We start from the raw sequence: 26,735 nt of genomic DNA on the forward strand, positions 1-26,735 counted from the left end.
GCAGGATTTCCGTGCAGGCCCGCCCATGCAGATTGCCGTGTTCAGCGCCCGTCCCTACGACCGCCGCTTCCTGGAAGAAGCCAACGCGCGCGACGGCGCCGGGCAGGGCTTCCAGTTCGTCCATTTCGATGCCGCGCTGGATGTGCACACCGCTGCACTGGCGCAGGACTGCGCCGCGGTCTGCGTATTCGTCAACGACCGCCTCGATGCCCCCGTACTGCAGGCGCTGCATGCACTGGGCGTGCGCGCCGTGCTGCTGCGCTGCGCCGGCTTCAACAACGTCGATCTGGCCGAGGCCGCGCGCCTGGGCCTGTTCGTCGCCCGCGTGCCGGCCTATTCGCCCGAAGCCGTGGCCGAACACGCGCTGGCGCTGGTGATGACCCTCAACCGGCAGACCCATCGCGCGTACAACCGCGTGCGCGAAGGCAACTTCATGCTGGATGGCCTGCTCGGCCGCACCCTGCACGGGCGGACGGTGGGCATCGTCGGCACCGGCAAGATCGGTCTGGCCACCGCACGCATCTTTCGGGGCATGGGCTGTACGGTGCTCGGCCACGACCCGTACCCGTCGCCGGACTTCGTGGGGGTAGGCGAGAGCGTGGGGCTGGACGACCTGCTGGCGCGCGCGGACATCGTTTCGCTGCACTGCCCGCTGACGCCGGACACCCAGCACCTCATCAACGACGCCTCGCTGGCGCGGATGAAGCCCGGCGCGATGCTGGTCAACACCTCGCGGGGCGGGCTGGTGGATACCCACGCGGTGATCCGCGCGCTGAAGTCGCGGCGGCTGGGCCATCTGGCCATCGATGTCTACGAGCAGGAAAGCGCGCTGTTCTTCCAGGACCTGTCCGGCGAGATCATCGATGACGAGGCCTTCCAGCGCCTGATGACCTTCCCCAACGTGCTGGTGACCGGCCACCAGGGCTTCTTCACCGTGGAGGCGCTGCAGGAGATCTCGGCCATCACCCTGGGCAACCTGGCCGATTTCGCCGCCGGGCGGGCATGTGCCAACCGGGTAGGGGCGGATTGACCAGCGGGGTAGGCTGCCCGTAAAATCGCCTGCTCAGCCGGAATAGCTCAGTTGGTAGAGCGGCGCATTCGTAATGCGTAGGTCGCAGGTTCGACTCCTGTTTCCGGCACCAGTTGTATGAAAAGCCCCGACCCAGGTCGGGGCTTTTTTTGTGCTCTGGTAGCGCAGGGCCATGCCCGGCGGAATGCCGGCAACCCGTAGTGCCAGCCCACGGCTGGCAGCCCAGGATTTCCGAATCTCACGACCTGCCAGCCCCGTCAGCTTCCCGGCGGCTTGGCTCATCGCACAGTTCCTGGCCCGGAATCCGCAGCCCCCTCATTTCCGTGCTACGAATACCCAGCCCTGCTTCAGGGCTCTTTCAAGGATTGGACGGATGCGCAGGTTAGGGGGAACTGCAGGCGGTGTATCTACGCGCTTCACAGAGCGTCAAAATCACATTCAAACACCGGCTGCCGCAATGGCCCCCGGGGCCGGCCTGGTTCGTCGCATTTTCCAATAAAGTAAGATCGGATAGATCACATGAGCGAGCATCGATCAGACATTCTTAACCATCTCAAGGGCAAGTATGTCACCTTGACCTTTGAGGATGAGCAGCTTCAAGTTGGAACCGATGATGGGTGTCACTCCATGGTTACAATGCATATACCCTTTCTTTTGGCAGGTGGGTTGATGCACTCGCACATACTCCGCTTCGATTGAAGTTGGTTGATTTCCTGGTCGACGACGTCAGAATGGCCATGGTGTTCTCGGGCGATAGAATTCTCACCGTCGATTTGACGGAAGGCGGGTACTCAGGCCCAGAAGCCATGCAGCTGAACGGGCCCGATGGTCGAATTATCATCTGGAGCTAGGCCTGCTTGTTTAAAAGCTGTCACCAGTCGCAGTTACCCAGTCGACGGTTACCTGCATCCACACGGACGACCTGGGCTCGATACTCGATACCAATGGTGGATGGACCAATGGGCTTTTCAACCTCGATCATCAGCCCCGCCCTTCAATGATGCATCCGATGACAGTAAATGTGCCTTGCCGTTCTGGCGATCTTCTTCGTCATTTGTGCGTGGTCATTGTGGGCACAGTTGCTCTCCTCGTTATGGGCTGCGCCACCACGGCTGGGCCAGTGAGGCTCGAGATCGATCATTTGCCGACAAGCTTGGCCTGCAAAAATGCCAGGTGTCGATACCGCTGAGCCCGAGTGAGGCTGTTGAGATCGGCAGGAAGTGGGAAGTCTATCCAGATCCAGAGAAAGATCCGGATTGGATGAAAATGCTGTCCATGCAGCAGTCAGGCGATCAGTTGCGCCTGGTTTCCTGCAGTGAAGGAAATCCATACTTTAATGCGCTGACTCGAAATGGTGAGGTGATTTATAGCTACCTCTTGCCAGTATTGGATTGGCCGCTCAGCCAGGCCCGAGGGTGAAGTGAAATGACACAGTCCATCTCCTCCCATCTGAATTCTGTGCTGGTCGAAATCGCAGCGAAGCACAGCTTCAGGTTGCCTCAAGAAGGGGTCAAACATCTGCTCAAGCGCGACCGAGAGTTGCTGATCGATGTATTGCTGCAAGAGTTCTCGCAGACAGGTTTGGCGTCGGACGATGAGCCTAATCAGCGAGGCGTCGAGATCGAGCAGATCATCGATTTCGTCGGCTCTATCGCTGATCAGGCTGATTCGTCCGGTGACTGAGGAATCAGTTTGGACTCTTGATCAATCAGCGGCAGGGCGAGGGGATTGTTGAACGCTGCGGCTCGGGGAACAGGTCTGCTTCGCCGAACTTGTTTCCAACGGTTGAACTGCGCGCGGCGCAGGCGCACCGGCAAATGGGACTTCGCATCAATTTTGAGCAGAAAAGTGACTAAAGCAAAACCGATACCGCCGACTGGGATCGCTCATGTCAGACATTTCAGAAAACGGGCCTTTTCTACTGCTATTTTCAGGCGTCCATTGGCCCGGATGGCGGCCGGGGTGCGGAGGTGTTTGGGTTCGTTGCGTGCAACCGCGAATGGCTGGAAAGCATGAGCGACGAGAACTCATACATTCCAAAGTTCGACGTCGTAGAGGACATAAGCTTCAAAGCGGTTGACCGCGCCGTCGAACTGACATGTGCCGCCGTGCCACATGGAAGTCGGGATGAGGTCTCCCAGAAGTTGGCGGAACTGATGGACTGGGAATTTGAGGGCTATGTCTGGTAGCTGCATTCGACACGGTCACATGTGATCCACTCAGCCAGGTCTCAGCTCTGCGCGGCTCAGTTGGTGGGGTAGTGAAAGTCCATGGTCTGGGAATCAACAACGAGACCGCCAATGAGCTCTTTTTCAAAATTCTCGTGGGAGTGACTCAGGGATGAAAGCAGATCACCGGACTGTACTGTTATGGCTACTGACTTCACTGGGAGCATGCGTTCTACTGTTCGTGCTTCTTCTTGATCGGTATTCCTACTATGACTATCAGAAAGGAAAATGCGAGTCGTCAGGCCCTGTTGAGTTGGTCGTCAGTCTGGTCGGGAGCTTCGGTTCTGATCGACCAAGAGAACGGTCGTCTCCCTACTATCTGAGAGTCGAGGTTGTCGGGGAAAAGAGAGAGCGTGTTGTTCTTAGTGAGCCCAGGCTGACCTCATCGGAGTCCAAGAAGCGTGTTGATCTTGGTGGCATCAAGAGAGCTGAAGTGGCAAGGCCGGGTGACCCTGTTCCTGCGGTCGTGTACTCGGTAGGCTCTCTCCTGCTGGACTACGACGACTACGTGTTTGAGGGGGCGGTTGTCTCAGAGCCAACAGACGGGGAGGGTACGATTGCTTTCACCTGTGCCTTGACCAAGAGTTATTGAAGTGAGTGGCGTATTCCTTTGTGGGATGCCCTGATGAGTGTTTAGCCTGCATAGGGCGGGTGTCGCTCGCCCAAGTGAGGGGCGACCCAACCGGAGGGTGCAGTAGTGGGAACTGAGGACCACGCCTTTCTCGCACATCTGCTTGAATCGGGTCTGTTGGCCGTCGGCAACAGGATCGATCCAGTGCAGATGGACGCGTATTGGTCAGGAGACATCGGGGTTCCGGTGCCGATCGATGCGGACGTTGACGCGTATCTGCTGCGTGCGGACGCCGATGCATTGATCCGCGCGGCCCTGTGGGTCGTGCGCAATCACTTCCTGTCCGCTACCCATCCCGCGCTGCACATGCGCGTGGTCCGCTGGCTGTTCGCGCAGGATCGGTTGGCACGGTCCGAGCTGCTCGGCTTGCTTGCGCTGATGTCGCGCCATGGGCTGGACCAGGGCGGGGAGGAGATCGCCCTGATCGCGTGGGACACGCTGGAAGAGGGAAGGTTGCACGAAGGCGAGGAGCTGGTTGTTCCCATGCTGTGGTGCCTCGGCCCGTCCACGGCGAGACTGTTTGTTGATTTCAACAACCGCGATGCCGACGGCCACCTGCGGCTCAATCTGTGCGGCACGCAGAACGACGTTGCCGCGCAGTCGCTCGTCCTGCAGGATGGGTTGATCGCCACTGGCTATGACGGTGACTTGGCTGCGGCCATCATCGTGATCGGGGCAGGCAGGGAAGGTGTGTGGAGAGCCAGGATCGTGGATGGCCCCTGGGAGGAGCTGCGAAAGTTGATCGTTTGAGGTTACGGAGGAGGGAGCCCAGGCTGCCGTATTTCAATGGAAGAACGTTGTATCGGGGTGCAGTGATGAAGTCAGGTGGTCTGGTTCTTGCGGTTCTCGTTTTGCTGGCACTGTCCGGCTGTGAAGCTCCGCCGCGCTTCGACATCTGCAAGTATCGTGGGAACTCAGATTCTGAGAATTTCTGCGTTGTTTCCTATGTGTATCTGATGGCGCATCCCGAGCAGTTTGAGGGGCGGGATGTGGAGTTCCGGGCCTGGGCTCACGTGGCCAGCGATGTCACCCTCCTGTTCCCGACCAAGGAGGCCATGGACGATGGTGAGTCTGTCTCGTCCGTGGTTGTTTACGGGGAAGCGATGGCGCCTGATCTTCTGCAGAGAGCGCGCGTTGCACGCGTTCTTGTGCGGGGAAGGTTCTATCTGTCTGAGGGAAAGGTGCATCCTTTGGACGCCGAGCGACTTGGGGTCATCCAGAACGCCGTGATCCTGCCTTAGGCCGGAGTGCTGCCGACCTATCTTTCGCCCAGGCTGTCGGTTCCTGCACGCCACATCGGCCGTTTGCGTCACAACGGCCCCGGTCCACGCGTTGCGCGTGCATGCCTTGGAAGTTCCCCGTGCAACAACTGGGAAGCGGAAAGCGTCACGGGTCCTGCTGATTCCCGGCCCGTATGCGCCACGCCATGTCGTTTACACCCTTAAATCAGCGCGCAGGCGACTTTCCATGTCGCCTCTGCCACTCCCGCGCGCATGCAACAATCCCTCCCACACGCTCGATGCATCCGACCCTTTCGGATTTTTCTCATTGAATCGAACGTGCAGGCGTAAACAACATGGCGCGCCACCGAAATAGGGTGGCCGGGCATCCAAACCCGAGACAGATGTTACTTACGCTTGCCAGTCGGCACCGTCCTGAAGCGGTGCCGGCTGGCAATCCGTCGGCCTCTATGGCGGGCGGTGCGTGGGGGTCTTCGGACCCGCCGGTCACTGGTAACTATCTGTCCCGGTTTGGAACCCGCACCGTCCGCCACCCGCCTCCGCGCGGTGGCGCTGTTAAGTACAGCCACGGAAGCCGACGCCATGACCACCCGCAAGACTCCGCCGTTCCCCATCGATGACCCCATCAACGACGACGCCAACCCGGCCGACGAACTGAGCACCTTCCAGGGCTGCCTCCGGCGCATCCGTGATGGCGAAGGTTCCGATGGCATGCTCTGGCCGGAAGAGAACCTGTCCGAAGGCCGTCGCCAGTCCCTGGCGCGCATCGACCGCGCCGCCGTCGCCATCCTGACCGCGGTGGAGATGCTGCACGCGGCCAGTCGCTGCGAGTCGGTGGCCACGCCCAAGCGCCATCTGGATGAGGGCGTGGTCGAGGGGCTGTTTTTCGCCTGCCGCGAACTGGCCGAACTGGTGTGCAGGGAGGTCAGGCCAAGCTGACCGCCCATTCGCACTGGCGGGGCCATTCAACCCGCTGTCCCGGCACTGGGCTGCCTGATACGCTGCGCCTGCACGCCGCGCCGCGCGGCCCCAGGGATTGTGTGCCATGGCATCAGGGAATGTGTTGAGCCGGTCCATCCTCGCCGCAGCCCTCGTGGTTGCGGCCGCACTGCCCGCGCTGGCAGGGGCCGCGCCGGAAGCCGAGACCACCCGTTTCGTACGGGAAACCCGGCAACTGGAAGTTTCTCCGCTGCAGCCCGGCGCGGAGGAGATGCGGCGGTGGCTGTTCAACTGGGCGCTGGAAACCCCGGATTATCAGGTGATTATCTGCCCGGTCCTCGGGCTGCCCGAGACCGTGGATGAGGAAACCTCGATCGCGCCGGAAGTACTCGCGCAGCAGACATTTGGAAACCTGGCGTACCAGATCACCGAAGGCAGCGACGGCGAGGAGCTGGATCGGCAGCTGGCCGGCGTGGAAAGTGCGCTCAAGGCCTACGCGGTGTTCATGAAGGCTGATCCCTCGTTGAAGATCCCGGGCGTGGATCACCTGGCTGCGCTGAAGAAGGCTGGCACCCTGCGTGCGCATGTGGCGGCGGTCATCGAGGAGAAGTGCGGCGCCGATGCTCCCCGGGAAACCCTGAGTCTGGACGCGGAGGATGCAGCGCCGTCGGACCTCACGGTGTTTCTGGGCGATTTTCTGCGCGGCACCAGCGTGGTCTATCCGATGCAGGTGGGCCAGTGGCAGGCGGTAGATGAGCGCCGGTACGACGATGTACTGGGTGGCGCTTCGGTCCGCTTCGAGCGGCCGGGCGACAGAACCGGCTGGATCGACCTGTACTTCTATCCCGCCGGCGTGCAGGAACCGGCCCAGCGGCGGGAGGCGGCCGAAGGCGAGCGCGAGGCGTTGCTGGACGCGCGCAGGGAACAGATGGCCAGCGAGCGCGACATGTCCCCGCTGCAATCAATGGTGGTGCCGGTCGCCAGTCTCGGGCCCGGTGGGCCTGCACGGGTGGATGCGAACGTGCTGGACTTCCGTTACAGCCACGAGGGCACGGATTACAGCTCGGTGATGGTCTTCGCGATCGACCGCATGTACGCCATCAAGCTGCGCTACAGCGTGGAGGCCACCGCGGCCAGCCGCGAGCAGGCGCGCCGCGAGGCGGAAACCTTCTTCAAGGCACTGCTGCCGGGCGTTGAGATCACCAGCTTCGGCAGTTGCGGCGGGGTGCCTGCGGCGGATCAGCTGCGGCTGCGCATGGGCTGCGTGGGCGTCGATCCGCTGCTGCCGGTAGTGGGCGAGGGCCATCGCGAGCTGCGCTTCGAGTACCCCGCGCCCACTGGCGCGGCAGGGCAGTAGGGTCGCCAGCCCTCTGCATTCCTGAATACGTTCATCGGGCTTTGCCGATTCCGGCATCCGCGCGCCCTGCGCACCCGGTGCGACAACGTGTCGCAGCGATATCCGGCCACTTCCTGCGCTGGATCATTGTCAATGCTCTTCTTAAATGATGCGTGACGGCCTAAAATTGAAAGGCTGACTCGACCCCACCTCACTGCCTGTCTCAACCGCAGGCGGGACCGGCTTTGGCCGGAGCGGGCAGGACGGGGAACGGCATTCCCTCGCAATTGGATCGACCGATGATTCCGTTGAAAACCCTTGGGCGCTGGTTGCGCCCGGGCCTGCTGCTGTCGTTGCTGGTGATGCTCACCGGTTGCGATGCAGTGGCCATCCTCAGTCCGAAGGGCCAGATTGGCCAGGATGAGAAGACCCTGCTGATCACGGCCACCGTGCTCATGCTGCTGGTCGTCATCCCGGTCATCATCATGACCCTGACCTTCGCGTGGAAGTATCGCGCCTCCAACACCAAGGCCCGTTACGAGCCGAAGTGGTCCCACTCGACGGCGATCGAGGTGGTGGTGTGGTCGATCCCCTGCATGATCGTGCTGGTCCTGGCGGTGCTGACCTGGCGGTCCTCGCACGCGCTTGACCCGTACAAGCCGCTGGAATCGGACGTCAAGCCGGTCACCATCGAGGCGATCTCGCTGGACTGGAAGTGGCTGTTCATCTATCCGGAAGAGAAGGTTGCGGTCGTCAACGAGATCAAGTTCCCGGTCAACACCCCGCTGAACTTCAAGATCACGTCCGACACGGTGATGAATGCGTTCTTCATCCCGCACCTCGGCAGCATGATCTATTCGATGGCGGCGATGGAGACCAAGCTCCACCTGATCGCCAACGAGACCGGTGAATTCCCGGGCATGTCCTCGCACTACAGCGGCCTGGGCTTCGCCAAGATGCATTTCACCGCCTATTCGGTCACCGATGCCGAATACCGCCAGTGGCTGGACCAGGTCCGCGCCGGCAAGGAAACGCTGGACCAGGCCTCCTTCAAGGCCCTGGGCGAAGCGAAGAACTCCGAGTGGTACCCGGTGACCTACTACGGCACCGTGGAAGAAGGCCTGTTCGACTGGGTCCTCGCCAAGCACATGGGTGACAACAAGCACTACGGCATGAAGCATTCCCACACGGGTGCTGCTGCGGCAGATGCGGCCAGCCATGAAGCGCACGAGGGGCACGCCCCGACCGACGCGCATGACTCCAAGGAATCCGGGAAGAACCTGGACGCCACCGAAGAACACGAACACGCTGGCCACGAAGGCCACATGGGTTCGGGAGAATGAACATGCTGGGAAAACTCTCTCTTGAGTCGATCCCCCACGATCCGATCGTGCTGACCACCCTGGTCGGCGCGGTGCTGGGTGGCCTGGGCGTCATCGCCCTGATCACCAAGTTCAAGCTGTGGGGCTATCTGTGGAAGGAGTGGTTCACCTCGGTGGACCACAAGAAGATCGGCGTGATGTACCTCATCGTCGCCTTCGTCATGCTGCTGCGCGGTTTCTCCGACGCCATCATGATGCGTACCCAGCAGGCCATCGCCGTCGGCGGGTCCGAGGGTTACCTGCCGCCGCACCACTACGACCAGATCTTCACCGCCCACGGCGTGATCATGATCTTCTTCGTGGCGATGCCGCTGATCACCGGCCTGATGAACCTGGCCGTGCCGCTGCAGATCGGTGCGCGCGACGTCGCGTTCCCGTTCGTCAACTCGCTCAGCTTCTGGCTGTTCGTGTCCGGCGCGGTGCTGATCATGCTGTCGCTGTGGATCGGTGAATTCGCCGCCACCGGTTGGCTGGCCTTCCCGCCATTGTCGGGTATCGAGTACAGCAACAATGTAGGTATGGACTACTACATATGGGGCCTACAGGTCGCGGGCCTGGGTACCACCCTGAGTGGTATCAACTTCTTCATCACCATCCTGAAGATGCGCACCCCGAGCATGAAGCTGATGCAGATGCCGGTGTTCACCTGGACTGCCCTGGTGACCAACGTGCTGATCGTCGCTGCCTTCCCGGTGCTGACCATCACTCTGGTGCTGCTGACCCTGGATCGTTACCTGGGTACGCACTTCTTCACCAATGATGGTGGCGGCAACGCCATGCTGTACATCAACCTGATCTGGATCTGGGGTCACCCGGAAGTCTATATCCTGGTCCTGCCGGCCTTCGGCGTGTTCTCCGAAGTCATCGCGACCTTCTCGCGCAAGGCACTGTTCGGCTACAAGGGCATGGTCTACGCCACCGCCTGCATCGGCGTGCTGTCGTTCATCGTGTGGCTGCACCACTTCTTCACCATGGGCTCGGGTGCGAACGTCAATGCCTTCTTCGGCATCACGACGATGATCATCTCGATCCCGACCGGTGTGAAGATCTTCAACTGGCTGTTCACCATGTTCCGCGGTCGCGTGCACTTCACCACGCCCGTGCTGTGGACCATCGGTTTCATGGTCACCTTCGTCATCGGCGGCATGACCGGCGTGATGCTGGCGATTCCGGCCATCGACTTCGTGCTGCACAACAGCCTGTTCCTGATCGCCCACTTCCACAACGTCATCATCGGCGGCGTGGTGTTCGGCATGTTCGCCGGCATCACCTACTGGTGGCCGAAGATGTTCGGCTACCGCCTCAATGAGTTCTGGGGCAAGTGCGCCTTCTGGTGCTGGTTCATCGGGTTCTATGTGACCTTCATGCCGATGTACGTGCTGGGCTTCATGGGCATGACCCGTCGTCTGCAGAGCACCGTCAACCCGGCCTACGAGCCGTTCCTGCTGGTTGCTGCCGTGGGCGCCTTCATCGTGGGTGCCGGCATCCTGTGCCAGATCATCCAGGTGGCCGTGTCCATCCGCGACCGCAAGAAGACGGCCGACCTGACCGGCGACCCGTGGGATGCCCGTACGCTGGAGTGGGAAACCTCTTCGCCGCCGGCCTTTTACAACTTCGGCGCCCTGCCGGAAGTCACCGAGCTGGACGATTTCTGGGAGCGCAAGCAGCGTGGTGAAGCCTGGCCGAAGCCGGCCAAGTACACCGACATCCACATGCCGCGCAACACCGGCACGGGCGTGGTGATCGGCGCCTTCAGCATGGTCTTCGGCTTTGCGATGATCTGGCACATCTGGTGGCTGGCCATCATCGGCTTCGTCGGCATGATCGCCACGTTCATCTACCGCACCTTCGACCAGGACGTGGACTACTGGGTCCCGGCCGCCGAGGTGGAACGCATCGAGAACGAACACCGCAAGCACCTGGAAGCCCAGGGCCTGGTGAAGTCGGAGCTGAAGGCATGAGCACCAATACCTCGACCCTGAGCCACGGGCACGCCGCGCACGCGGCGGCCCATGGCCATGACGACCACGAGCACCACGACACCGGCGGCAATACCGTCTTCGGTTTCTGGGTGTACCTGATGAGCGACTGCCTCATCTTCGCCTCGCTGTTCGCCACCTACGTGGTGCTGGCCGGTGGCACTGACGGTGGCCCGGGTCCGAAGGACCTGTTCGAGCTGCCGTTCGTGGCGTGGGAAACCGCGCTGCTGCTGACCTCGTCGCTGACCTTCGGCCTGGGCATGATCGCCATGCACCGCAAGCAGGTCGGCCAGATGTTCCTGTGGCTGGGCGTGACCTGGCTGCTGGGCTTCGGCTTCATGTGCATGGAAGTCTATGAATTCCATCACCTGATCCATCAGGGCTATGGTCCGGACCGCAGTGCCTTCCTGTCGGCGTTCTTCGCCCTGGTCGGTACCCACGGCCTGCACGTCAGCGCCGGCCTGCTGTGGCTGCTGGTGATGTTCGTGCAGCTGAAGAAGTACGGCTTGACCCCGACCAACAAGACCCGCATGGCGTGCCTGAGCCTGTTCTGGCACTTCCTGGATCTCATCTGGATCGGCGTGTTCTCCGTCGTCTACCTCAATGGAGCGCTGTAATGGCACATGACAACCATGCACATGACCACGCAGCGGGTGGCGAGAGCCACGGCAGCGTCAAGTCCTACCTGATCGGCTTCGTGCTGGCGGTGGTGCTGACCGTCATCCCGTTCTGGGTGGTGATGTCCGGCGATTTCTCGCGCACCGTCTGCGGTGTGGTGATCGCGGTCACCGCGGTGCTGCAGATGCTGGTCCACCTGGTGTTCTTCCTGCACCTGGACCGCTCTTCGGAAAGCCGCTGGAACGTCAACGCTGCTGCCTTCACCATCGTGGTGATCGGCATCATCGTGGTCGGCACCCTGTGGGTCATGCACAACATGAACGTGCACATGATGCACTGACGTCTTCGCGACGTTGCCACACGCGAAAAGGCCGCCCTTCGGGGCGGCCTTTTTGTTTGGGTTGACCCGTCCTGAATTGGGTTGACACCTTTTCCCTCTGGAAAAGGAATGTTCAATGAAATCAACAATCAGGCGCAGCCAGCGGGATTACTCGCTGGCCTTCAAGTTATCGGTGGTCGATCAGGTCGAACGCCGAACGCCCCCACCTGTCCCTTAAAATGCAGACGCCCGATGCGATGCATCGGGCGTCCTTGGCCGCCTGATGGCGGCCGGTTCATCCACCCCGTAGGTGTCAACCTATGGCAGGACGGGTCAGGTGGTGTGGTCGCGGATCGGTAGTGCCGGCCGCTGGCCGGCAGTAGATCCACGCCATGCGTGGATGCATCTTGGGGGTCGGAGCCCTTTCCTGCGGAAAGGGATCCGACCCCTGCGACCTGGTAGATCCACGCCATGCGTGGATGCCTCTTGGGGGTCAGAGCCCTTTCCTGCGGAAAGGGATCCGACCCCTGCGACCTGGTAGATCCACGCCACGCGTGGATGCATCTTGGGGGGCAGAGCCCTTTCCTGCGGAAAGGGATCCGACCCCTGCGACCTGGTAGATCCACGCCGTGCGTGGATGCATTTGGGGTCAGAGCCCTTTCCTGCGGAAAGGGATCCGACCCCGCCTTACCCCACCTTGCGCAGGAACTCGTCCGGGTCCATCGGCCGGCCCAGGTGATACCCCTGCAGCTGGTCGCAGCCCAGCCCGCTCAGGTACTCCTGCTGCTCGCGCGTTTCCACGCCCTCGGCCACCACCTGCAGCTGCAGCGACCGCCCCAGCGCCACGATCGACGACACGATGGCCGCGTCTTCGGCGTTCTGCTCCAGGTCGCGCACGAACGCGCGGTCGATCTTCAGTTCGGTGGCCGGCATGCGCTTCAGGTACAGCAGGCTGGAATAGCCGGTGCCGAAATCATCGATGGAGATGTGTACGCCCATCGCGGTCAGGTCGTTGAGGATGGCCAGGCTGGCTTCCACGTCCTTCATCGCGGTGGTTTCGGTGATCTCCAGGGTCAGCCGTTCCGGTGCGATCGCATGGCGGGCCAGCACGTCGCGCACGTTGTCCACCAGCGACGGCGAGGAGAACTGCAGCGGCGACAGGTTCACCGCCATCGTCCATTCCGGGTGGCCCGAATCGTGCCAGGCACGCAGCTGCGCGCAGGCCTGGTCCAGCACCCAGTCGCCGATCGGCAGGATCAGCCCGCTGCGCTCGGCGATGGGGATGAACACATCCGGGGCGAGCATGCCCAGCTCCGGGTGCTCCCAGCGCAGCAGTGCCTCGGCGCCCACCGCGGGCGTGCCGGCGGCGACGAACTTCGGCTGGTAGTGCAGGCGCAGTTCGCCGCGGTCGGCAGCGCGGCGCAGGTCCTGCAGCAGCCGCAGCTGGCGGTTGGCGCTGACCTGCATCGACGGGGTAAAGAACGTATAGCCATTCCGGCCGCCGTCCTTGGTGTGGTACATCGCCGCGTCCGCGTGCGCCATCAGTTCGCGCTCGGTGGCGCCGTCGTCCGGGTACAGGGCGATGCCGAGGCTGGCACTGACCTGCAGCTCGGCGGCGTCGATCAGGAACGGCTCGGCCACGGCGGCGATGATGCGCTCGGCCACGACCACCGCGTCGTCCGGCTCATCCACGGCCAGCACGATCACGAACTCATCGCCACCCAGCCGGGCGAAGGTGTCCTGCGGGCGCAGCAGGTTGCTCACGCGCTCGCTCATGCGCACCAGCAGGCGGTCGCCCAGCTGGTGGCCATAGGCATCGTTGACCGCCTTGAAGCCGTCCAGATCGCAGAACATCACGGCAAGACCGTGGTTGCGGCGGCGCGCCTTCTCGATGGACTGTTCGATGCGATCCTGCAGCAGCATGCGGTTGGGCAGCTGGGTCAGCGGATCGTGCAGGGCGGCCTGCAGCAGCTTGTCGTTGGCCTTTTCCAGCGACTCGGCCAGCAGGCCGGTGCGCTCGCGCATCTGGCGGTCGAACAGCGACGCGACCAGGGCGATGCCGATGGTGCCCAGGGTGGTGACGATGACCAGCACCGCCAGCCAGCGGCTGTCGATGCCGCCGTCGATCACTGCGCCGCAGATGCTGCCATCGGGGAAGCGGGCGGCGGCCATGCCGGTGTAGTGCATGCCGACGATGGCCAGGCCCATCACCAGCGAGGCCAGCAGGCGCAGGCGCAGGGTGCGCTCACCTTCCTTGCGCAGGCGGAAGGCGATCCACAGCGCGGCGCCCGCCGCACCGATGGCGATCAGGATGGAAGCGATGAACCACAGCGGGTCGTAATCGATGCCCGGCTGCATGCGCATCGCGGTCATGCCCAGGTAGTGCATGGTGGCGATGCCCAGCCCCATCAGCACCGCACCGGCCAGCAGGCGGCGGCGCGGCAACTGCGGGCGCGAGACCAGCCACAGCGCATAGGCCGAAGCACAGACCGACACCGCCAGCGAGTACAGGGTGATGGCCAGGTCGTAGCCGATCGGGATCGGCAGGTTGAACGCCAGCATGCCCACGAAGTGCATCGACCAGATGCCCAGGCCCATGGCCAGGGCGCCGCCGGTCAGCCACCACCGGGCCACGCGGCCTTCGGTCGTGGCCAGGCGGCCGGCCATGTCCAGTGCGGTATAGGACGCCAGCATGGCGACCAGCAGCGAGAAAACAACCAGACTCTGGCTGTAGGTGCCAGTCATTGAACGTCCTTCGGGGGCGGAGTTGGGGGCACGGAGGCGCGGACTATAGCGGCCGCGGGGTACTGCACTTTAGTGCATCAAAGTGTGATGTTCATCTCATATTAGGAGATGTCATGACCGGGCCGCCCTCATGCCGGGGTCGCAGCGGCTGCGACTGGGCTCGGCTATCCTCCTTCACCTCCCCGCACCGAAGTCCTGCCCCATGGCCAAAGCCCGCCTCACTGCCTATGTCTGCAACGAATGCGGCGCCGAGTACAGCAAGTGGCAGGGACAGTGCACCGAGTGCAACGCCTGGAACTCCTTGTCGGAAATCGTGCTGGAGAGCGCGGCGGCGGCCAAGGCGCCTGCGTCGCGCCGGGCTGGCTGGGCCGGCAAGATCGACCCGCCGAAGATCACCGCGCTGAAGGACGTCGAGCAGACCGAGCATCGCCGGGTCAGTACCGGCATCGGTGAGTTCGACCGCGTGCTGGGCGGCGGTCTGGTGGAAGGCGCGGTGGTGCTGGTCGGCGGCGACCCGGGCATCGGCAAGTCCACCCTGCTGCTGCAGGCGGTGGCGAAGATGGCGGCGGTGCTGCCGGTCCTTTATGTAACCGGCGAAGAGTCGCTGGCCCAGGTGGCCGGCCGCGCGCACCGGCTGGAACTGCCGCTGGATGGGGTCAACGCGCTGGCCGAGACCGGCGTCGAGTCGATCCTGCAGCACGCGGCCAAGGCCGGCCCGCGGCTGATCGTGGCCGACTCGGTGCAGACCCTGTGGACCGAAACGCTGACTGCGGCGCCCGGCTCGGTGAGCCAGGTGCGCGAGAGCGCCGCGCGGCTGGTGCGCTTTGCCAAGGAAACCGGCACCGCCGTGTTCCTGGTCGGTCACGTGACCAAGGAGGGCGGCATCGCCGGCCCGCGCGTGCTCGAACACATGGTCGACGCCGTGCTCTATTTCGAAGGCGAGAGCGGCAGCCGCTTCCGCCTGCTGCGCGCGTTCAAGAACCGCTTCGGCGCGGTCAACGAGTTGGGCGTGTTCGCCATGGGCGACAAGGGCCTGAAGGAAGTCTCCAACCCGTCGGCCATCTTCCTGTCCGGTGCCAGCACCCATCAGCCGGGCAGCTGCGTGATGGTGACCCGCGAGGGCACCCGGCCGCTGCTGGTGGAAGTGCAGGCGCTGGTCGATGCCTCGCCGCTGTCCAACCCGCGCCGTGTCGCCGTTGGCCTGGAACAGAACCGCCTGGCCATGCTGCTGGCGGTGCTGCACCGTCATGGCGGCGTGCTGGTGGGCGACCAGGACGTGTTCGTCAATGTCGTAGGTGGCATCCGCGTGCAGGAGACCGCCGCCGATCTGCCGGTGCTGCTGGCCGTGCTGTCGTCGCTGCAGGACCGGCCGCTGGCGGAAAAGACGATCGCCTTCGGCGAGGTCGGCCTGTCGGGCGAGATCCGCCCGGTGCCCAATGGCGAGGACCGCCTGCGCGAGGCGGCGACCCACGGATTCAAGCGCGCCATCGTGCCCAAGGCCAACGCCCCCAAGGGCGGCACGGTGAAGGGCATGGAAGTGATCGCGGTCGAACGCCTGTCCGAGGCCATCGACGCCGCGTGACGCGCGCCCCGTAGAGTCGAGCTTGCTCGACTGCTTTTTGTAGAGTCGAGCCATGCTCGACTGGCGATCGAACAGCCGTCGAGCATGGCTCGACGCTACAAAAGGCCAAGCGCAGCGTCCGATGCAGTAACGGTCAGCTTCGCTGTGCTAGTTTTCCCGGCTCGACGACGGCGCCTCCTGGCGCCTTGTGTGGCAAGGAGTAACCGATTTCATGCAGGACCCGACGCTCAGCACCCCCGCCGCCGAAATCCGCCGCGCAGGGGTCGATCTCAATGGACTGATGACGGTGCTGGGCAAGCACCTGTATTCCACCCCGATGGTGGCCCTGCGCGAGCTGGTGCAGAACGCGCACGATTCGATCATCCGCCGCCGCCTCGAGCAGCCGGGCATCGAGCTGCCTTCGCGCATCTCGGTGCAGGTCGATGCCGCCGCCGGCGTGCTGCGCATCACCGATACCGGCGCCGGCCTGACCCGCCAGGAAATCCACGATTACCTGGCCACCGTCGGCGTCGGCTACACCCGTGGCCTGCGCCAGGGCGGTGATGACCAGGACGGCCTGATCGGCATGTTCGGCCTGGGCTTCCTCTCGGCCTTCGTGCTGGCGCGCCGGGTGAGCGTGCGCACCACCTCCTACCAGACACCGGAGCTGGGCCACCTGTATGTGTCCAGCAACGCCGAGCAGTACACGGTGAGCGAAGTGCCGGCGCGCGCCGTCGGCACCGAAGTGGAGCTGGAGCTGCACGCTGATTTCCTGCCGCTGGCCAACGAGGCGCGCCTGTACGAGGTGTTGGGCCGCTACTGCGCGCTGCTGTCCGAACCGATCTTCATCGGTGCCGCCGCCGAGGCCCTCAACCCGGAACCGCCGCCGTGGCGCGGGCAGGGCGAGGTGGCGCTGCACCCGGTGCAGGCGCGTCGCCAGGCGCTGCAGTTCGCCGCGCGGTTCGAGCATGATTTCGAACCCATCGTGACTGTGCCGCTGCGCGCCGACGCCGACAGCGATGCCACCGGCATGCTGTGGGTGCAGGACGGTGCGACCTACGGCACCAGCGACAACCGCAATCTGTCGGTGTTCGTGCGCGGCATGCTGCTCGACGACGATGCGCGCGACCTGCTGCCGCCGTGGGCGGGCTTCATCGGCGGGGTGATCGAATCCTCGCGCCTGACCCCGACCGCCAGCCGCGAGGACCTGCAGCGCGACGACCAGTACCGCGCTGTGCAGCACGCGCTGCTGGAAGCGCTGATCGACGGCCTGGCCGACGTCGCGCGGCAGCAGCCTGAAGCATGGCGACGCGTGCTGGCCCGCCACAACGAGGCGCTGCTGGGTGCGGCGCTGTGCGATGAGCGCCTGTTCGAGCTGCTGCTGGAACACGTGCGCGTGCCGACCTCGCAGGGCGACCTGCCGGCCAGCGCGCTGCCGGCGCGTGGTGCCGTGCACGTGATCCTCGACAACGGTGGCGGCTTCGAAGAAATGCTGTTCCGCGCGATGGGCGTGCCGGTCGCGCACGGCCATCGCTATGCGGTGGTGCCGTTCCTGCGCCGCTGGACCCAGGCCAAGGGCCTGCGTCTGGTGGAACTGGGCACCGAGCAGGGCAACCGTTCGCTGTTCCGCACCGATGACAGCCTGGATGCCGCGCAGCTGGTCTGGCTGGGCGAACACCTGGGCGATGGCGAGCAGCTGCTGCCGGCGCGCTTCAGTCCCGAAGCGTTGCCGGTGGTGGTGGTGCCCGACCGCGAGGCCGAGCTGAAGCAGCGCCTGGAAGACGACGAGAACGACAAGCGCGTGTCGATGGCCGCGTTGCGCCTTGCGCGTCAGTTCACCGCGCGCATCGAGGCGCGCGCACCGTCGCGGTTGTACATCAACCTGGACAACCCGGCCGTGCAGGCCCTGCTGCAGGCCCAGCGCGACGGGCATCCGCAGGCACCGGCGGCCGCGCGCCTGCTGCGCTCGCTGAAGATCATCGTCTCCGCGCAGGGCCGCCCGCTGGCCCGTGGTGCGGCGACGCCCGGCCCGGACCTCAACGGCGCCTTCAGTGATATCGCCGGTGCCCTGCAGCAGATGCTGCGCTGAGCACCGCACACACTTTCTCTCATCCAGCCTCACGCTAGACAGGAGCACCAACCCCCATGGATATCTGGAACTGGGTCGAAAAGCTGCAGGAAGACCTGCGCCAGGCCGGCCAGGCGCAGAACGCACACCTGCTGACCCGCCTTGCCGACGAAGTCAGTGAACTGCAGGTCGACCGCGTCGATGCGCTGCTGCCCGAGGCGCGTGCGCTGGGCAAGGCGCTGGACAACCCCTGGGTCGACGTCTACGTCGGCCACTGGGCGCTGCGCAACCGCGTGGGCAACCGCGTTGAAGGCGAGAGCGCGCTCGGCGAGGCGGTGTCGCTGTTCGAGCGCGCGCATCGCGAGGACACCCTGGAATGCCCGCAGTCGATCTGCGTGACCCAGGATCTGGCCGCCTGCTACGGCAACATCGACGGCCCGGGCTGGGTGCCCGAGCGCATCGAGGTCTGCGACGAAACGCTGGCGCGCATCGATCCGACCTGGGCCTGCTTCCAGTGCCTGAGCTGCGAGAAAGCCGACGCGCTGCTCGATGACGGCCGTGCGCAGGACGCGCTGGATTACCTGAAGGCGCAGGCCGATGCGGTGGAAGCGCGCGGCAAGGAAGTGTTCGACAGCTTCCCGGAAATGCAGATCAAGATCCTGCTGGCCAGCGGCCGTGCCGACGAGGCGATGGTGCTGATCGAGCAGCGCGAAGCTGAGGTGGCCGCAGCCGGCGAGTACGAACCAGCCAACTGCACGGTGCCGCGCCGCCTGTCGCGCGCGTGGGCGCTGGCCCAGCTGGGCCGCGACGAAGAGGCGCTGCAGCAGCTGGTACCGTGGAGCGAACTGACCCCAAACACCTGGCGTCTGTGGGCCAACACGGTGGCGCTGCTGTGCAGCCGCGACCCGGCCCGCAACACCTGGGACCTGGGCACGCGCTTCAACACCATCATCGAACACTTCGCCAGCGTCGGTGCCCACCGTCTGGTGATCGAGCTGGCAGCACTGAGCCTGGAACTGGCCCTGCAGCGCGGCGCGCGCTGGGTGGCGCAGCGCCAGCTTGGCCTGGCCCGCACCCACCTGGCACAGCTGCGCCAGGACCGCGGTGCCGGCGCGCTGGTGGCTGGCCTGGCTGCGCGCATCGACGCACTGCCCGACGTTGAACCGCTGCCGGTGCCTGCCGCCGAGCTGCTGGCCTGGCTGGAAGCGCGCGGGGAACAGCAGCAGTCGCGCGACCCCGAGCGCGAGGCGCAGTGGCTGTTGCAGGCGCATGCGCAGTGCCCGGATGACGAGGCGCTGGCCGAGGTGGCCGCATCGGCGCTGAACGCCTGTGGCGCGCAGACCGAAGCGCGCGCGTTGCTGTGGGACTTCGTGCGCGCACATGCCCAGGAGGACGGCGCCGCTGCCTACACGCTGATGCGCTGGCTGACCGAGCAGGGCGACGACGATGGCCTGCGCCGCCTGGCCGACACCTATCGCGGCAGCGTGCCGGTGTTCGCGCACTGGTGCGAGGTGCAGCGCGCACGCCGCGTGTCCGACTGGCCGGCGCTGGAGCAGGCCGCACAGGCGCTGCTGGCGCTGTCGCCGGGCTCGCATGGCGCGCGTGGCACGCTGGCGCGCATGTACATGGAAACCGGCCGCTTCAGCGATGCGCAGGCCTGTTACGCGCAGCTGGTGGAAACGCTGGAGGATCCCAATGCCGCGCACTGGGACCACATGAGCGCGGCCAGTGCTGCGCGCGATTGGGACGCGGTGCGCCGCTCGGCCGCGGCCATCGGCATGGAGCTGTCCAGCCAGGACGGCGTGGTCGAAGAGCCGTGGGGCTGGGTGATCATCCGCAGCCTGGAGCAGGGCGAGCCGATGGAGTACTACGCGCGCCGCACCGGCCCGGTGACCGCGCGCATCGTCGAGAACGCGCCGGCCAACCGTGCCCAGCAGGTGGGTGACTGGGTGGTGTTCGATGCCGCGCTGGTGCACCCGGCACCGGAAGAGGAAGAGCAGCGCCAGCACTTCATTCCGACCTATGCGCAGGTGCACGTGCTGGAACGTGGTGGCTTCGAGCGCAGCTGGCTGATTGACGGCGCGCACCCGGGCGAAGAGGCCTGGAATGCGTTCACGGAAGGTGCCGAAGCGCAGGGCTGGCAGGTGTGGGCGCACAGCCGCCCGGATTACACCGTGACCGACCCGGATGCGGACGAGGGCACGCTGCCGGGCCTGCTGTTCACCGTGGCCCAGCCGCAGGGGCATGCGCCGCTTGCGCTGCATCGTTACCTGCAGCAGTCCACCGCTGGCTGGTCGCACCCGCAGTGCTGGCTGCGCCTGGCTGAAGCCTGCAACCAGGACCGGCAGCCGCACCTGGATGTGATCGAGCGGTACGGCTTGTAATCTCTACCGCGCTGCGCGCTCGCCGGGCATGGCCCGGCGCTACCGGTCCCCGGTGGGTGCCGAGCATGGGCTCGGCTCTACACACCTGTCCCATGCCCTGAGGTGGGTGCCGACCGTTGGTCGGCACGCCTTTACCGCGTATGCCCGAACACCAGCTCGATGACGAACTGGCTGCCGAAGAACGCCAGCAGCAGCAACAGCATCGCCGACAGCGTCCAATGCACCGCCTTCGTCCCGCGCCAGCCGTAGCGGCGGCGGCCGATCAGCAGCACGCCGAACACGATCCACGACAGCACGCTGAGCACGGTCTTGTGCACCAGCTTCTGCGCCAGCAGGTCATCGACGAACAGCACGCCGGTGACCAGGGTCAGGGTGAGCAGGGCGAAGCCCACGGTGATGACCCGGAACAGCAGGGCTTCCAGGTCGGCCAGCGGCGGCAGTGCACGCAGCCACGGACGGAACTCGCGTCGGCGCAGCGCCCGTTCCTGCAGCCACAGCATGATCGCCAGCAGGGCAGCGATGCTCAGCGTGGCGTAGGCCAGCAGGGCCAGCCAGGCGTGGCTGGCCAGGCGCCAGCCCAGCACCTTGCTCGGCTCATGGCCGTAGCCGTGGTAGACCGCCAGCAGCAGCGCGGCCAGCGGGAACACCACCACGCCCAGCGCCGACATGCGCCCACGCGCACCGACCAGCGAGGTCAGCCAGGCCATGCCCAGGCCGACCAGCGACAGCGCGGCGAAGAAGTGCATGTCCGGGCCGCCGGTGGTGCGCATCGCCACCAGCACGTGGTAGCCGCCGTGCAGCAGCATGGCCGGCAGCGCCGGCCACAGCCAGGTGGGTGAACCGACGGCATCATCGCGGCCAAGCGCACGCACCAGCAGGGCGCTGGCGGCCAGGTAGAGCAGGGCGGCGATGAGAACGATTAACATCGTTGCAGTTTCGCATACCCCCGTGATGCTGGCGACGGCCCCGTGGTCGCAGCCCGGGAAGGCGGGCGGACCCGTTATACTGTCTGCCTTATTGTCCCCCGCTTTCAGACAGGTTGCGCCGCATGTTCGAGTCCCTGACCCAGCGCCTTTCCGGCACCATCGAGCGCCTGCGTGGCCGCGGCCGCCTGACCGAGGAGAACATCCGCGAGGCGACCCGCGAAGTGCGCATCGCGCTGCTTGAAGCCGACGTCGCGCTGCCGGTGGTGCAGGCCCTGATCGAGCGCATCAAGGTGCGCGCGGTCGGCCAGGAAGTGCTGAAGTCGCTGACCCCGGGCCAGGCCCTCATCAAGGTCGTGCGCGACGAGCTGACCGCGGTGATGGGCGCCGAAGCCAGCGACCTGAACCTCAACGTTCCCGCCCCGGCCATCATCCTGATGGCGGGCCTGCAGGGCGCCGGCAAGACCACCACCGTGGGCAAGCTGGCCAAGCACCTGAAGGAAAAGCGCAAGAAGAAGGTGATGGTGGTGTCGGCCGACGTCTACCGTCCGGCCGCGATCGAGCAGCTGAAGACCCTGGCCGAACAGGTCGGCGTGCTGTTCTTCCCGTCCAGCGCCGACCAGAAGCCGGAAGCCATCGTGCGCGCCGCCATCGACGATGCACGCCGTTCGTTCGTCGACGTGCTGATTGTCGATACCGCCGGCCGCCTGGCCATCGACGAAGCGATGATGGCCGAGATCAAGGCCCTGCACGCGGCGGTCAACCCGGCTGAAACCCTGTTCGTTGTCGACGCCATGACCGGCCAGGACGCGGCCAACACCGCCAAGGCCTTCGGCGATGCGCTGCCGCTGACCGGCGTGGTGCTGACCAAGACCGACGGTGACGCCCGTGGCGGTGCCGCGCTGAGCGTGCGCTACATCACCGGCAAGCCGATCAAGTTCGTCGGTGTCAGCGAAAAGCCGGAAGGCCTGGACGTATTCCACCCGGACCGCATCGCCAGCCGCATCCTCGACATGGGCGACGTGCTGTCGCTGGTCGAGCAGGTCGAGCAGCAGGTCGACAAGGACAAGGCCGCCAAGCTGGCCGAGAAGGTCGCCAAGGGCAAGAAGTTCGATCTGAACGACATGCGTGACCAGCTGGAGCAGATGCAGAACATGGGCGGCATCGGCGGCCTGATGGACAAGCTGCCGGGCTTGGGCAACATCCCCGAGCACCTGAAGCAGCAGGTCAGCCAGGGCAAGGAAGTGCCGCGCATGATCGCCATCATCAGCTCGATGACCAAGAAGGAACGGCGCAACCCGAACCTGCTCAATGGCTCGCGCCGCGCGCGCATTGCCAAGGGCTCGGGCGTGACCCCGGCCGACGTCAACAAGCTCATGAAGCAGTACATGCAGATGGAAAAGATGATGAGCAAGATGGCCGGCGGCGGCATGAAGGGCATGATGCGCAGCATGAAGGGCATGATGGGCGCCATGGGCGGCCGCGGCATGCCGTTCCGTTGATGTGTTGAGCCGCGGGCACGCGCCGTGGTCGGCGCGGCCTGTGTAGAGTCGAGCTTGCTCGACTGCTGTAGGTGGTCCAGTCGAGCAAGCTCGACTCTACCCATCTCCTGCGCGCACCATGGGGGCCTGTCCGAAACGATAGGCCGCCCTGCTGATGTCCGATGTCACTGCCCGCGCCGAGGCGTTCTGCCAGCGCTTTGGTGTTTCCGTTCCGATCCTGCTGGCACCGATGGCCGGTGCCTGCCCGGTGCCGCTGTCGGCCGCGCTGGCCAATGCCGGCAGCATGGGCGCGATGGGCGCCGTGCTGTCGCCGGCCGCCGACATCGGCCGCTGGATGGATGACTTCCGCGCTGCTTCCGCCGGCCCGGCACAGGTAAACCTGTGGCTGCCGGATCCGGCGCCGGTTCGCGATGTCACCGCCGAAGCCGCCAGCCGCGCCTTCCTCGCCCAATGGGGCCCGGACGTGCCCGCCAGTGCCGCCGATGCCACGCCGGCAGATTTCGACGAACAGTTCGCTGCCTTGCTGGCCGCGCGCCCGGCGGTGGCCTCGACCATCATGGGCGTGTTGTCGCCGCGCCACGTGCAGCAGTTGAAGGACGCCGGCATCGCCTGGATCGCCTGCACGACCACGCTGGCCGAAGCGCGCGCTGCGCAGGATGCCGGTGCCGATGCGGTGGTGGCGCAGGGCGCCGAAGCCGGCGGCCATCGCGGTGCGTTCGACCCGAGCCAGGCGGAGCGCCAGCTGGTGGGCCTGTTCGCGCTGCTGCCGCGCCTGGCCGACCACCTGCAGATTCCGGTGATCGCCGCCGGTGGCATCGCCGATGGGCGTGGCATCGCGGCGGCGCTCACGCTGGGCGCCAGCGCGGTGCAGATCGGCACCGCCTTCCTGCGCACGCCGGAAGCGGCCATCGCCTCGGCGTGGGCCGATGGCCTGGCCGCCACGGAACCCGAAGACACCTGGCCGACCCGCGCCTTCAGTGGCCGTCTGGGTCGTGGCCTGGCGACGCCCTATGTGCGTGCCGCTGCCGCGGACAGTGCCCCGGCGCCGCGCCCGTACCCGGTGCAGCGCGGGCTGACCGCACCGATGCGCAAGCAGGCGGCGCAGGAAAACCGCCTGGCCGCGATGCAGGCCTGGGCCGGACAATCGGCCTGGATGGCACCGGCAGCACCCGCCGCCGACGTACTGCGCGACATGTGGCAACAGGCGCAGGCGCTGCTGCGATGACGGTGTTCTGCAATGGTCGGCCGGCGCAGGTGGAGGATCTTCTGCCGGCCCTGGTCAACTACGGCCACTTCACCTCGATGCAGGTGCGTGGCCATGCCGTGCAGGGGCGGGAGCTGCATCTGGCGCGGCTGTCGCAGGCCACGCGCGAACTGTTTGGCAGCGAACTCGATGTCGCGCAGGTGCAGGCCTGGATGGCGCAGGCGCTGCAGCAGGCCGGGCAGGGCGATGCGTCGCTGCGGGTGACGGTGTATTCGCGCCACTTCGATTTCCGCACTCCGCTGGCGGCCGTGCCGGTGGATGTGCTGGTGGCGGTGTCCGCTCCGGTGGCGCTGACCGCACCGAAGCGGGTGCGAAGCGTGGTCTGGCAGCGCGAGCTGCCGCAGATCAAGCATGTGGGCACGTTCGGCCTGTTTGCCGAGCGTCGTGCGGCGATGGCGGCGGGCTTTGACGATGTGCTGTTCGTGTCGGCTGGCGGCGAGATCAGCGAAGGCAGTACCTGGAACCTGGCGCTGCACGACGGTGAACGCCTGATCTGGCCGCAGGCCCCGGCCCTGCGCGGGACCGCTGAGGCGCTGCTGCAGCGGCATTGGCCCGGCGCGCAGGCCACCCAACCACTGCGGCTGGCCGAGCTGGCCGGTGTGAAGGCGGCTTTTGCCTGCAATGCCAGTGGCCTGTGGGCGCTGGAGGCCATCGACGGGCAGGTGCTGCCTGGGTCGCAGGCCTTGGCTGAACAGGGCAGGGCGGTGCTGGCGGGGGTTGGCTGGGATCTGTTGGGCTGAGTGCCCCGCCGGGCATGGCCCGGCGCTACCGTGAAGGCGGGCCACCCTTGGGGTTGGCTCGGCCGCGCTCTGCCGCTATAATCGCCCGCTTACCTCGCCATCCTGGCGACTGGGCAATAGGAAAAACACCATGGTCAAGATTCGACTGACCCGCGGCGGCGCCAAGAAGCGTCCGTTCTACCACATCATCGTGACCGACGTGCGCAGCGCGCGCGACGGCCGCAACATCGAGCGCGTTGGTTTCTACAACCCGGTCGCCCAGGGCGGCGAGAAGCGCATCGAGCTGGACCTGGCCCGCGTTGACCATTGGGTCAAGAACGGCGCCCAGCCGACCGAAAAGGTCCGCAACCTGATCAAGGAAGCGGCCAAGTCCCAGGCCGCTGCGGCCTGAGTCTGAAGGGCCACGCTTCGGCGTGGCCCTCTCGGTTGACGAAGATGAAAGATATCGAGCGCCGCATCCTGCTGGGCAGGGTTGTCGGCGCTTTTGGTGTGCGCGGCGAAATCAAGCTCGAGTCCTGGACCGAGCCTCGTTCCGCCATTTTCCGTTACCAGCCGTGGATCCTGCGCAGCCCCAACGGGCAGGAATCGACGCTTGAAGGCGCTCGTGGCCGTGACATCGGCAAGCACCTGGTCGCCCGGTTCCCCGGCGTCGAGGACCGCGATGTCGTCGAAGCCATGCACGGCACCGAGGTCTATGTGGCCCGCAGTGCGCTGCCGCCGCCGAAGCCCGACGAGTATTACTGGGTCGACCTGGAAGGCCTGGATGTGAAGACCACCGAGGGCGTTGCCCTGGGCCAGGTCTCGCACCTGTTCAGCACCGGCGCCAATGATGTGGTCGTGGTCCGTGGCGACCGCGAGCGGATGATTCCGTTCGTGCAGCCGGACTTCGTCAAGTCGGTCGACTTCGAGGCCAATCTGGTCGTGGTCGACTGGGATCCCGAGTTCTGAGTGTGAGCATGCGGTTCGACGTCATCACCCTGTTCCCCGAGTTCCTCGCCCAGTCCGCTGGGCTGGGCGTGGTCGGGCGCGCGCAGGAGAAGGGTCTTTTCAGCCTGCACGGCTGGAACCCCCGTGATTTCGCCGAAGGCAACTACCGCCGGGTGGACGACCGTCCGTTCGGCGGTGGCCCGGGCATGGTGATGCTGATCGAGCCGCTGCAGGCCTGCCTGCAGGCGATCCGTGATGCGGATCCGACCTCGGCGCGGGTGATCTACCTCAGCCCGCAGGGCGCGCCGTTGACCCAGGCCAAGGTGCGGGAACTGGCGGCCTTGCCGCGCATGGTCCTGCTCTGCGGCCGTTACGAGGGCATCGACGAACGCTTCCTGGAAGCCAATGTCGACGAGGAGATTTCCCTCGGCGATTACGTGCTGTCCGGCGGTGAACTGGGTGCGGCGGTCATCATCGATGCCGTGGCCCGCCTGCAGGAAGGTGCCCTGAACGACGCCGAATCGGCGGCCCAGGACAGCTTCGAAGGTGAACTGGGCCTGCTCGACTGCCCGCATTACAGCCAGCCGGCCCAGCACCCGCTGGGTGACGTGCCGGATGTGCTGCGCTCGGGCAACCATGCGGCCATCGCCGCCTGGCGCCGCCAGCAGTCGCTGCTGCGGACCGCCGAGCGGCGCCCGGACCTGCTGGATGAACAGGCGCTGGGCAAGGCCGACCGCAAACTGCTGGACCAGGGCCGCCAGGCCCGGAAACAGAAGGCCAGCCCCTAGCGCAGGGCTGGCTTTATCGGCTATCATGGCCAATTCCCGCCAGCCCCGGCTGGCGTGCGCAGTACCCACAACAAACGTGCAGCACAGTTCCGTGACTGCATGAGCCTACGTTGTCGACACGACACGCCCA

22 protein-coding genes, 1 tRNA gene and 1 pseudogene are annotated in these 26,735 nt (G+C 65.4%); 22 read left to right on the forward strand and 2 right to left on the reverse strand.

Features of this window, described 5'->3' with window-relative positions; genetic code table 11:
- Window positions 1-25: 25 nt before the first annotated feature.
- The 13 genes and pseudogenes from C1925_RS06565 to cyoD all read left to right on the forward strand — a co-directional run bounded on the left by C1925_RS06565 (window position 26) and on the right by cyoD (window position 11,724).
- Window positions 26-1,030: a 2-hydroxyacid dehydrogenase gene (locus C1925_RS06565; RefSeq protein WP_108768192.1), complete on the forward strand. Its 1,005-nt coding sequence runs from the start codon at window positions 26-28 to the stop codon at window positions 1,028-1,030.
- 36 nt (window positions 1,031-1,066) lie between these two features.
- Window positions 1,067-1,142 (forward strand) — tRNA-Thr (locus C1925_RS06570).
- An 839-nt stretch (window positions 1,143-1,981) separates the two neighbouring features.
- Window positions 1,982-2,449, forward strand: coding sequence for a hypothetical protein (locus C1925_RS20910; protein ID WP_159097492.1), 468 nt, complete (start codon window positions 1,982-1,984; stop codon window positions 2,447-2,449).
- A gap of 6 nt (window positions 2,450-2,455) precedes the next feature.
- The gene (locus tag C1925_RS06580) at window positions 2,456-2,713 is read left to right on the forward strand and encodes a hypothetical protein (protein WP_108768193.1); all 258 of its coding nucleotides are present in this window, start codon (window positions 2,456-2,458) and stop codon (window positions 2,711-2,713) included.
- A gap of 239 nt (window positions 2,714-2,952) precedes the next feature.
- Window positions 2,953-3,219: pseudogene (locus C1925_RS06585) on the forward strand (Imm8 family immunity protein); the annotation flags it as partial.
- Between the two features lie 736 nt (window positions 3,220-3,955).
- Window positions 3,956-4,639, forward strand: a complete 684-nt coding sequence (locus C1925_RS06590; RefSeq protein WP_159097493.1) for a hypothetical protein — start codon at window positions 3,956-3,958, stop codon at window positions 4,637-4,639.
- Window positions 4,640-4,704: 65 nt separating this feature from the next.
- Complete coding sequence (locus tag C1925_RS06595) at window positions 4,705-5,130, forward strand: hypothetical protein (protein WP_108768196.1); 426 nt, start codon at window positions 4,705-4,707, stop codon at window positions 5,128-5,130.
- Between the two features lie 582 nt (window positions 5,131-5,712).
- On the forward strand, window positions 5,713-6,069 hold the full coding sequence (locus C1925_RS06600) for a hypothetical protein (RefSeq protein ID WP_108768197.1): 357 nt from the start codon (window positions 5,713-5,715) through the stop codon (window positions 6,067-6,069).
- Between the two features lie 106 nt (window positions 6,070-6,175).
- A complete protein-coding gene (locus C1925_RS06605; RefSeq protein ID WP_159097494.1) occupies window positions 6,176-7,426 on the forward strand; it encodes a hypothetical protein in 1,251 nt (416 codons plus the stop codon).
- Between the two features lie 278 nt (window positions 7,427-7,704).
- The gene (cyoA, locus tag C1925_RS06610) at window positions 7,705-8,748 is read left to right on the forward strand and encodes a ubiquinol oxidase subunit II (protein WP_108768199.1); all 1,044 of its coding nucleotides are present in this window, start codon (window positions 7,705-7,707) and stop codon (window positions 8,746-8,748) included.
- Between the two features lie 2 nt (window positions 8,749-8,750).
- Window positions 8,751-10,748: a cytochrome o ubiquinol oxidase subunit I gene (gene cyoB, locus C1925_RS06615; protein WP_108768200.1), complete on the forward strand. Its 1,998-nt coding sequence runs from the start codon at window positions 8,751-8,753 to the stop codon at window positions 10,746-10,748.
- On the forward strand, window positions 10,745-11,383 hold the full coding sequence (cyoC, locus tag C1925_RS06620) for a cytochrome o ubiquinol oxidase subunit III (RefSeq protein ID WP_108768201.1): 639 nt from the start codon (window positions 10,745-10,747) through the stop codon (window positions 11,381-11,383). Before cyoB ends, cyoC begins: the two co-directional genes overlap by 4 nt.
- Entirely contained in the window at window positions 11,383-11,724 is a 342-nt protein-coding gene (gene cyoD, locus C1925_RS06625; protein WP_108768202.1) for a cytochrome o ubiquinol oxidase subunit IV, read from the forward strand. The genes cyoC and cyoD overlap by 1 nt, the downstream gene beginning before the upstream one ends.
- Before the next feature lie 666 nt (window positions 11,725-12,390).
- Here cyoD and C1925_RS06630 read toward each other — a convergent pair.
- Window positions 12,391-14,448: an EAL domain-containing protein gene (locus C1925_RS06630; protein ID WP_108768203.1), complete on the reverse strand. Its 2,058-nt coding sequence runs from the start codon at window positions 14,446-14,448 to the stop codon at window positions 12,391-12,393.
- Window positions 14,449-14,650: 202 nt separating this feature from the next.
- Here C1925_RS06630 and radA point away from each other — a divergent pair, with 202 nt between their 5' ends.
- From radA to C1925_RS06645, 3 genes are all read left to right on the forward strand, one after another.
- The gene (gene radA, locus C1925_RS06635) at window positions 14,651-16,030 is read left to right on the forward strand and encodes a DNA repair protein RadA (RefSeq protein WP_108768204.1); all 1,380 of its coding nucleotides are present in this window, start codon (window positions 14,651-14,653) and stop codon (window positions 16,028-16,030) included.
- A gap of 211 nt (window positions 16,031-16,241) precedes the next feature.
- A complete protein-coding gene (locus C1925_RS06640; protein ID WP_108768205.1) occupies window positions 16,242-18,098 on the forward strand; it encodes an ATP-binding protein in 1,857 nt (618 codons plus the stop codon).
- Between the two features lie 56 nt (window positions 18,099-18,154).
- The gene (locus C1925_RS06645) at window positions 18,155-20,461 is read left to right on the forward strand and encodes a tetratricopeptide repeat protein (RefSeq protein WP_108768206.1); all 2,307 of its coding nucleotides are present in this window, start codon (window positions 18,155-18,157) and stop codon (window positions 20,459-20,461) included.
- Window positions 20,462-20,592: 131 nt separating this feature from the next.
- Here C1925_RS06645 and ccsA read toward each other — a convergent pair whose 3' ends face one another.
- Entirely contained in the window at window positions 20,593-21,387 is a 795-nt protein-coding gene (ccsA, locus tag C1925_RS06650) for a cytochrome c biogenesis protein CcsA (RefSeq protein WP_108768207.1), read from the reverse strand.
- Window positions 21,388-21,509: 122 nt separating this feature from the next.
- On the opposite strand from ccsA, the gene ffh reads away from it, so the two are divergent.
- The 6 genes from ffh (at window position 21,510) to trmD (ending at window position 26,605) form a co-directional block, all read left to right on the forward strand.
- Window positions 21,510-22,886, forward strand: coding sequence for a signal recognition particle protein (gene ffh / locus C1925_RS06655; protein WP_108768208.1), 1,377 nt, complete (start codon window positions 21,510-21,512; stop codon window positions 22,884-22,886).
- Between the two features lie 154 nt (window positions 22,887-23,040).
- The gene (locus C1925_RS06660; protein WP_108768209.1) at window positions 23,041-24,111 is read left to right on the forward strand and encodes a nitronate monooxygenase; all 1,071 of its coding nucleotides are present in this window, start codon (window positions 23,041-23,043) and stop codon (window positions 24,109-24,111) included.
- Complete coding sequence (locus tag C1925_RS06665; protein WP_108768210.1) at window positions 24,108-24,890, forward strand: aminotransferase class IV family protein; 783 nt, start codon at window positions 24,108-24,110, stop codon at window positions 24,888-24,890. Before C1925_RS06660 ends, C1925_RS06665 begins: the two co-directional genes overlap by 4 nt.
- 130 nt (window positions 24,891-25,020) lie before the next feature.
- The gene (gene rpsP, locus C1925_RS06670) at window positions 25,021-25,281 is read left to right on the forward strand and encodes a 30S ribosomal protein S16 (protein ID WP_004149033.1); all 261 of its coding nucleotides are present in this window, start codon (window positions 25,021-25,023) and stop codon (window positions 25,279-25,281) included.
- A gap of 44 nt (window positions 25,282-25,325) precedes the next feature.
- Complete coding sequence (gene rimM / locus C1925_RS06675; RefSeq protein ID WP_108770637.1) at window positions 25,326-25,838, forward strand: ribosome maturation factor RimM; 513 nt, start codon at window positions 25,326-25,328, stop codon at window positions 25,836-25,838.
- Window positions 25,839-25,846: 8 nt separating this feature from the next.
- Window positions 25,847-26,605, forward strand: a complete 759-nt coding sequence (gene trmD, locus C1925_RS06680) for a tRNA (guanosine(37)-N1)-methyltransferase TrmD (RefSeq protein ID WP_108768211.1) — start codon at window positions 25,847-25,849, stop codon at window positions 26,603-26,605.
- Window positions 26,606-26,735 lie beyond the last annotated feature (130 nt).

The sequence above is a fragment of the Stenotrophomonas sp. SAU14A_NAIMI4_5 genome, from assembly GCF_003086795.1.
Classification (GTDB): Bacteria; Pseudomonadota; Gammaproteobacteria; order Xanthomonadales; family Xanthomonadaceae; genus Stenotrophomonas.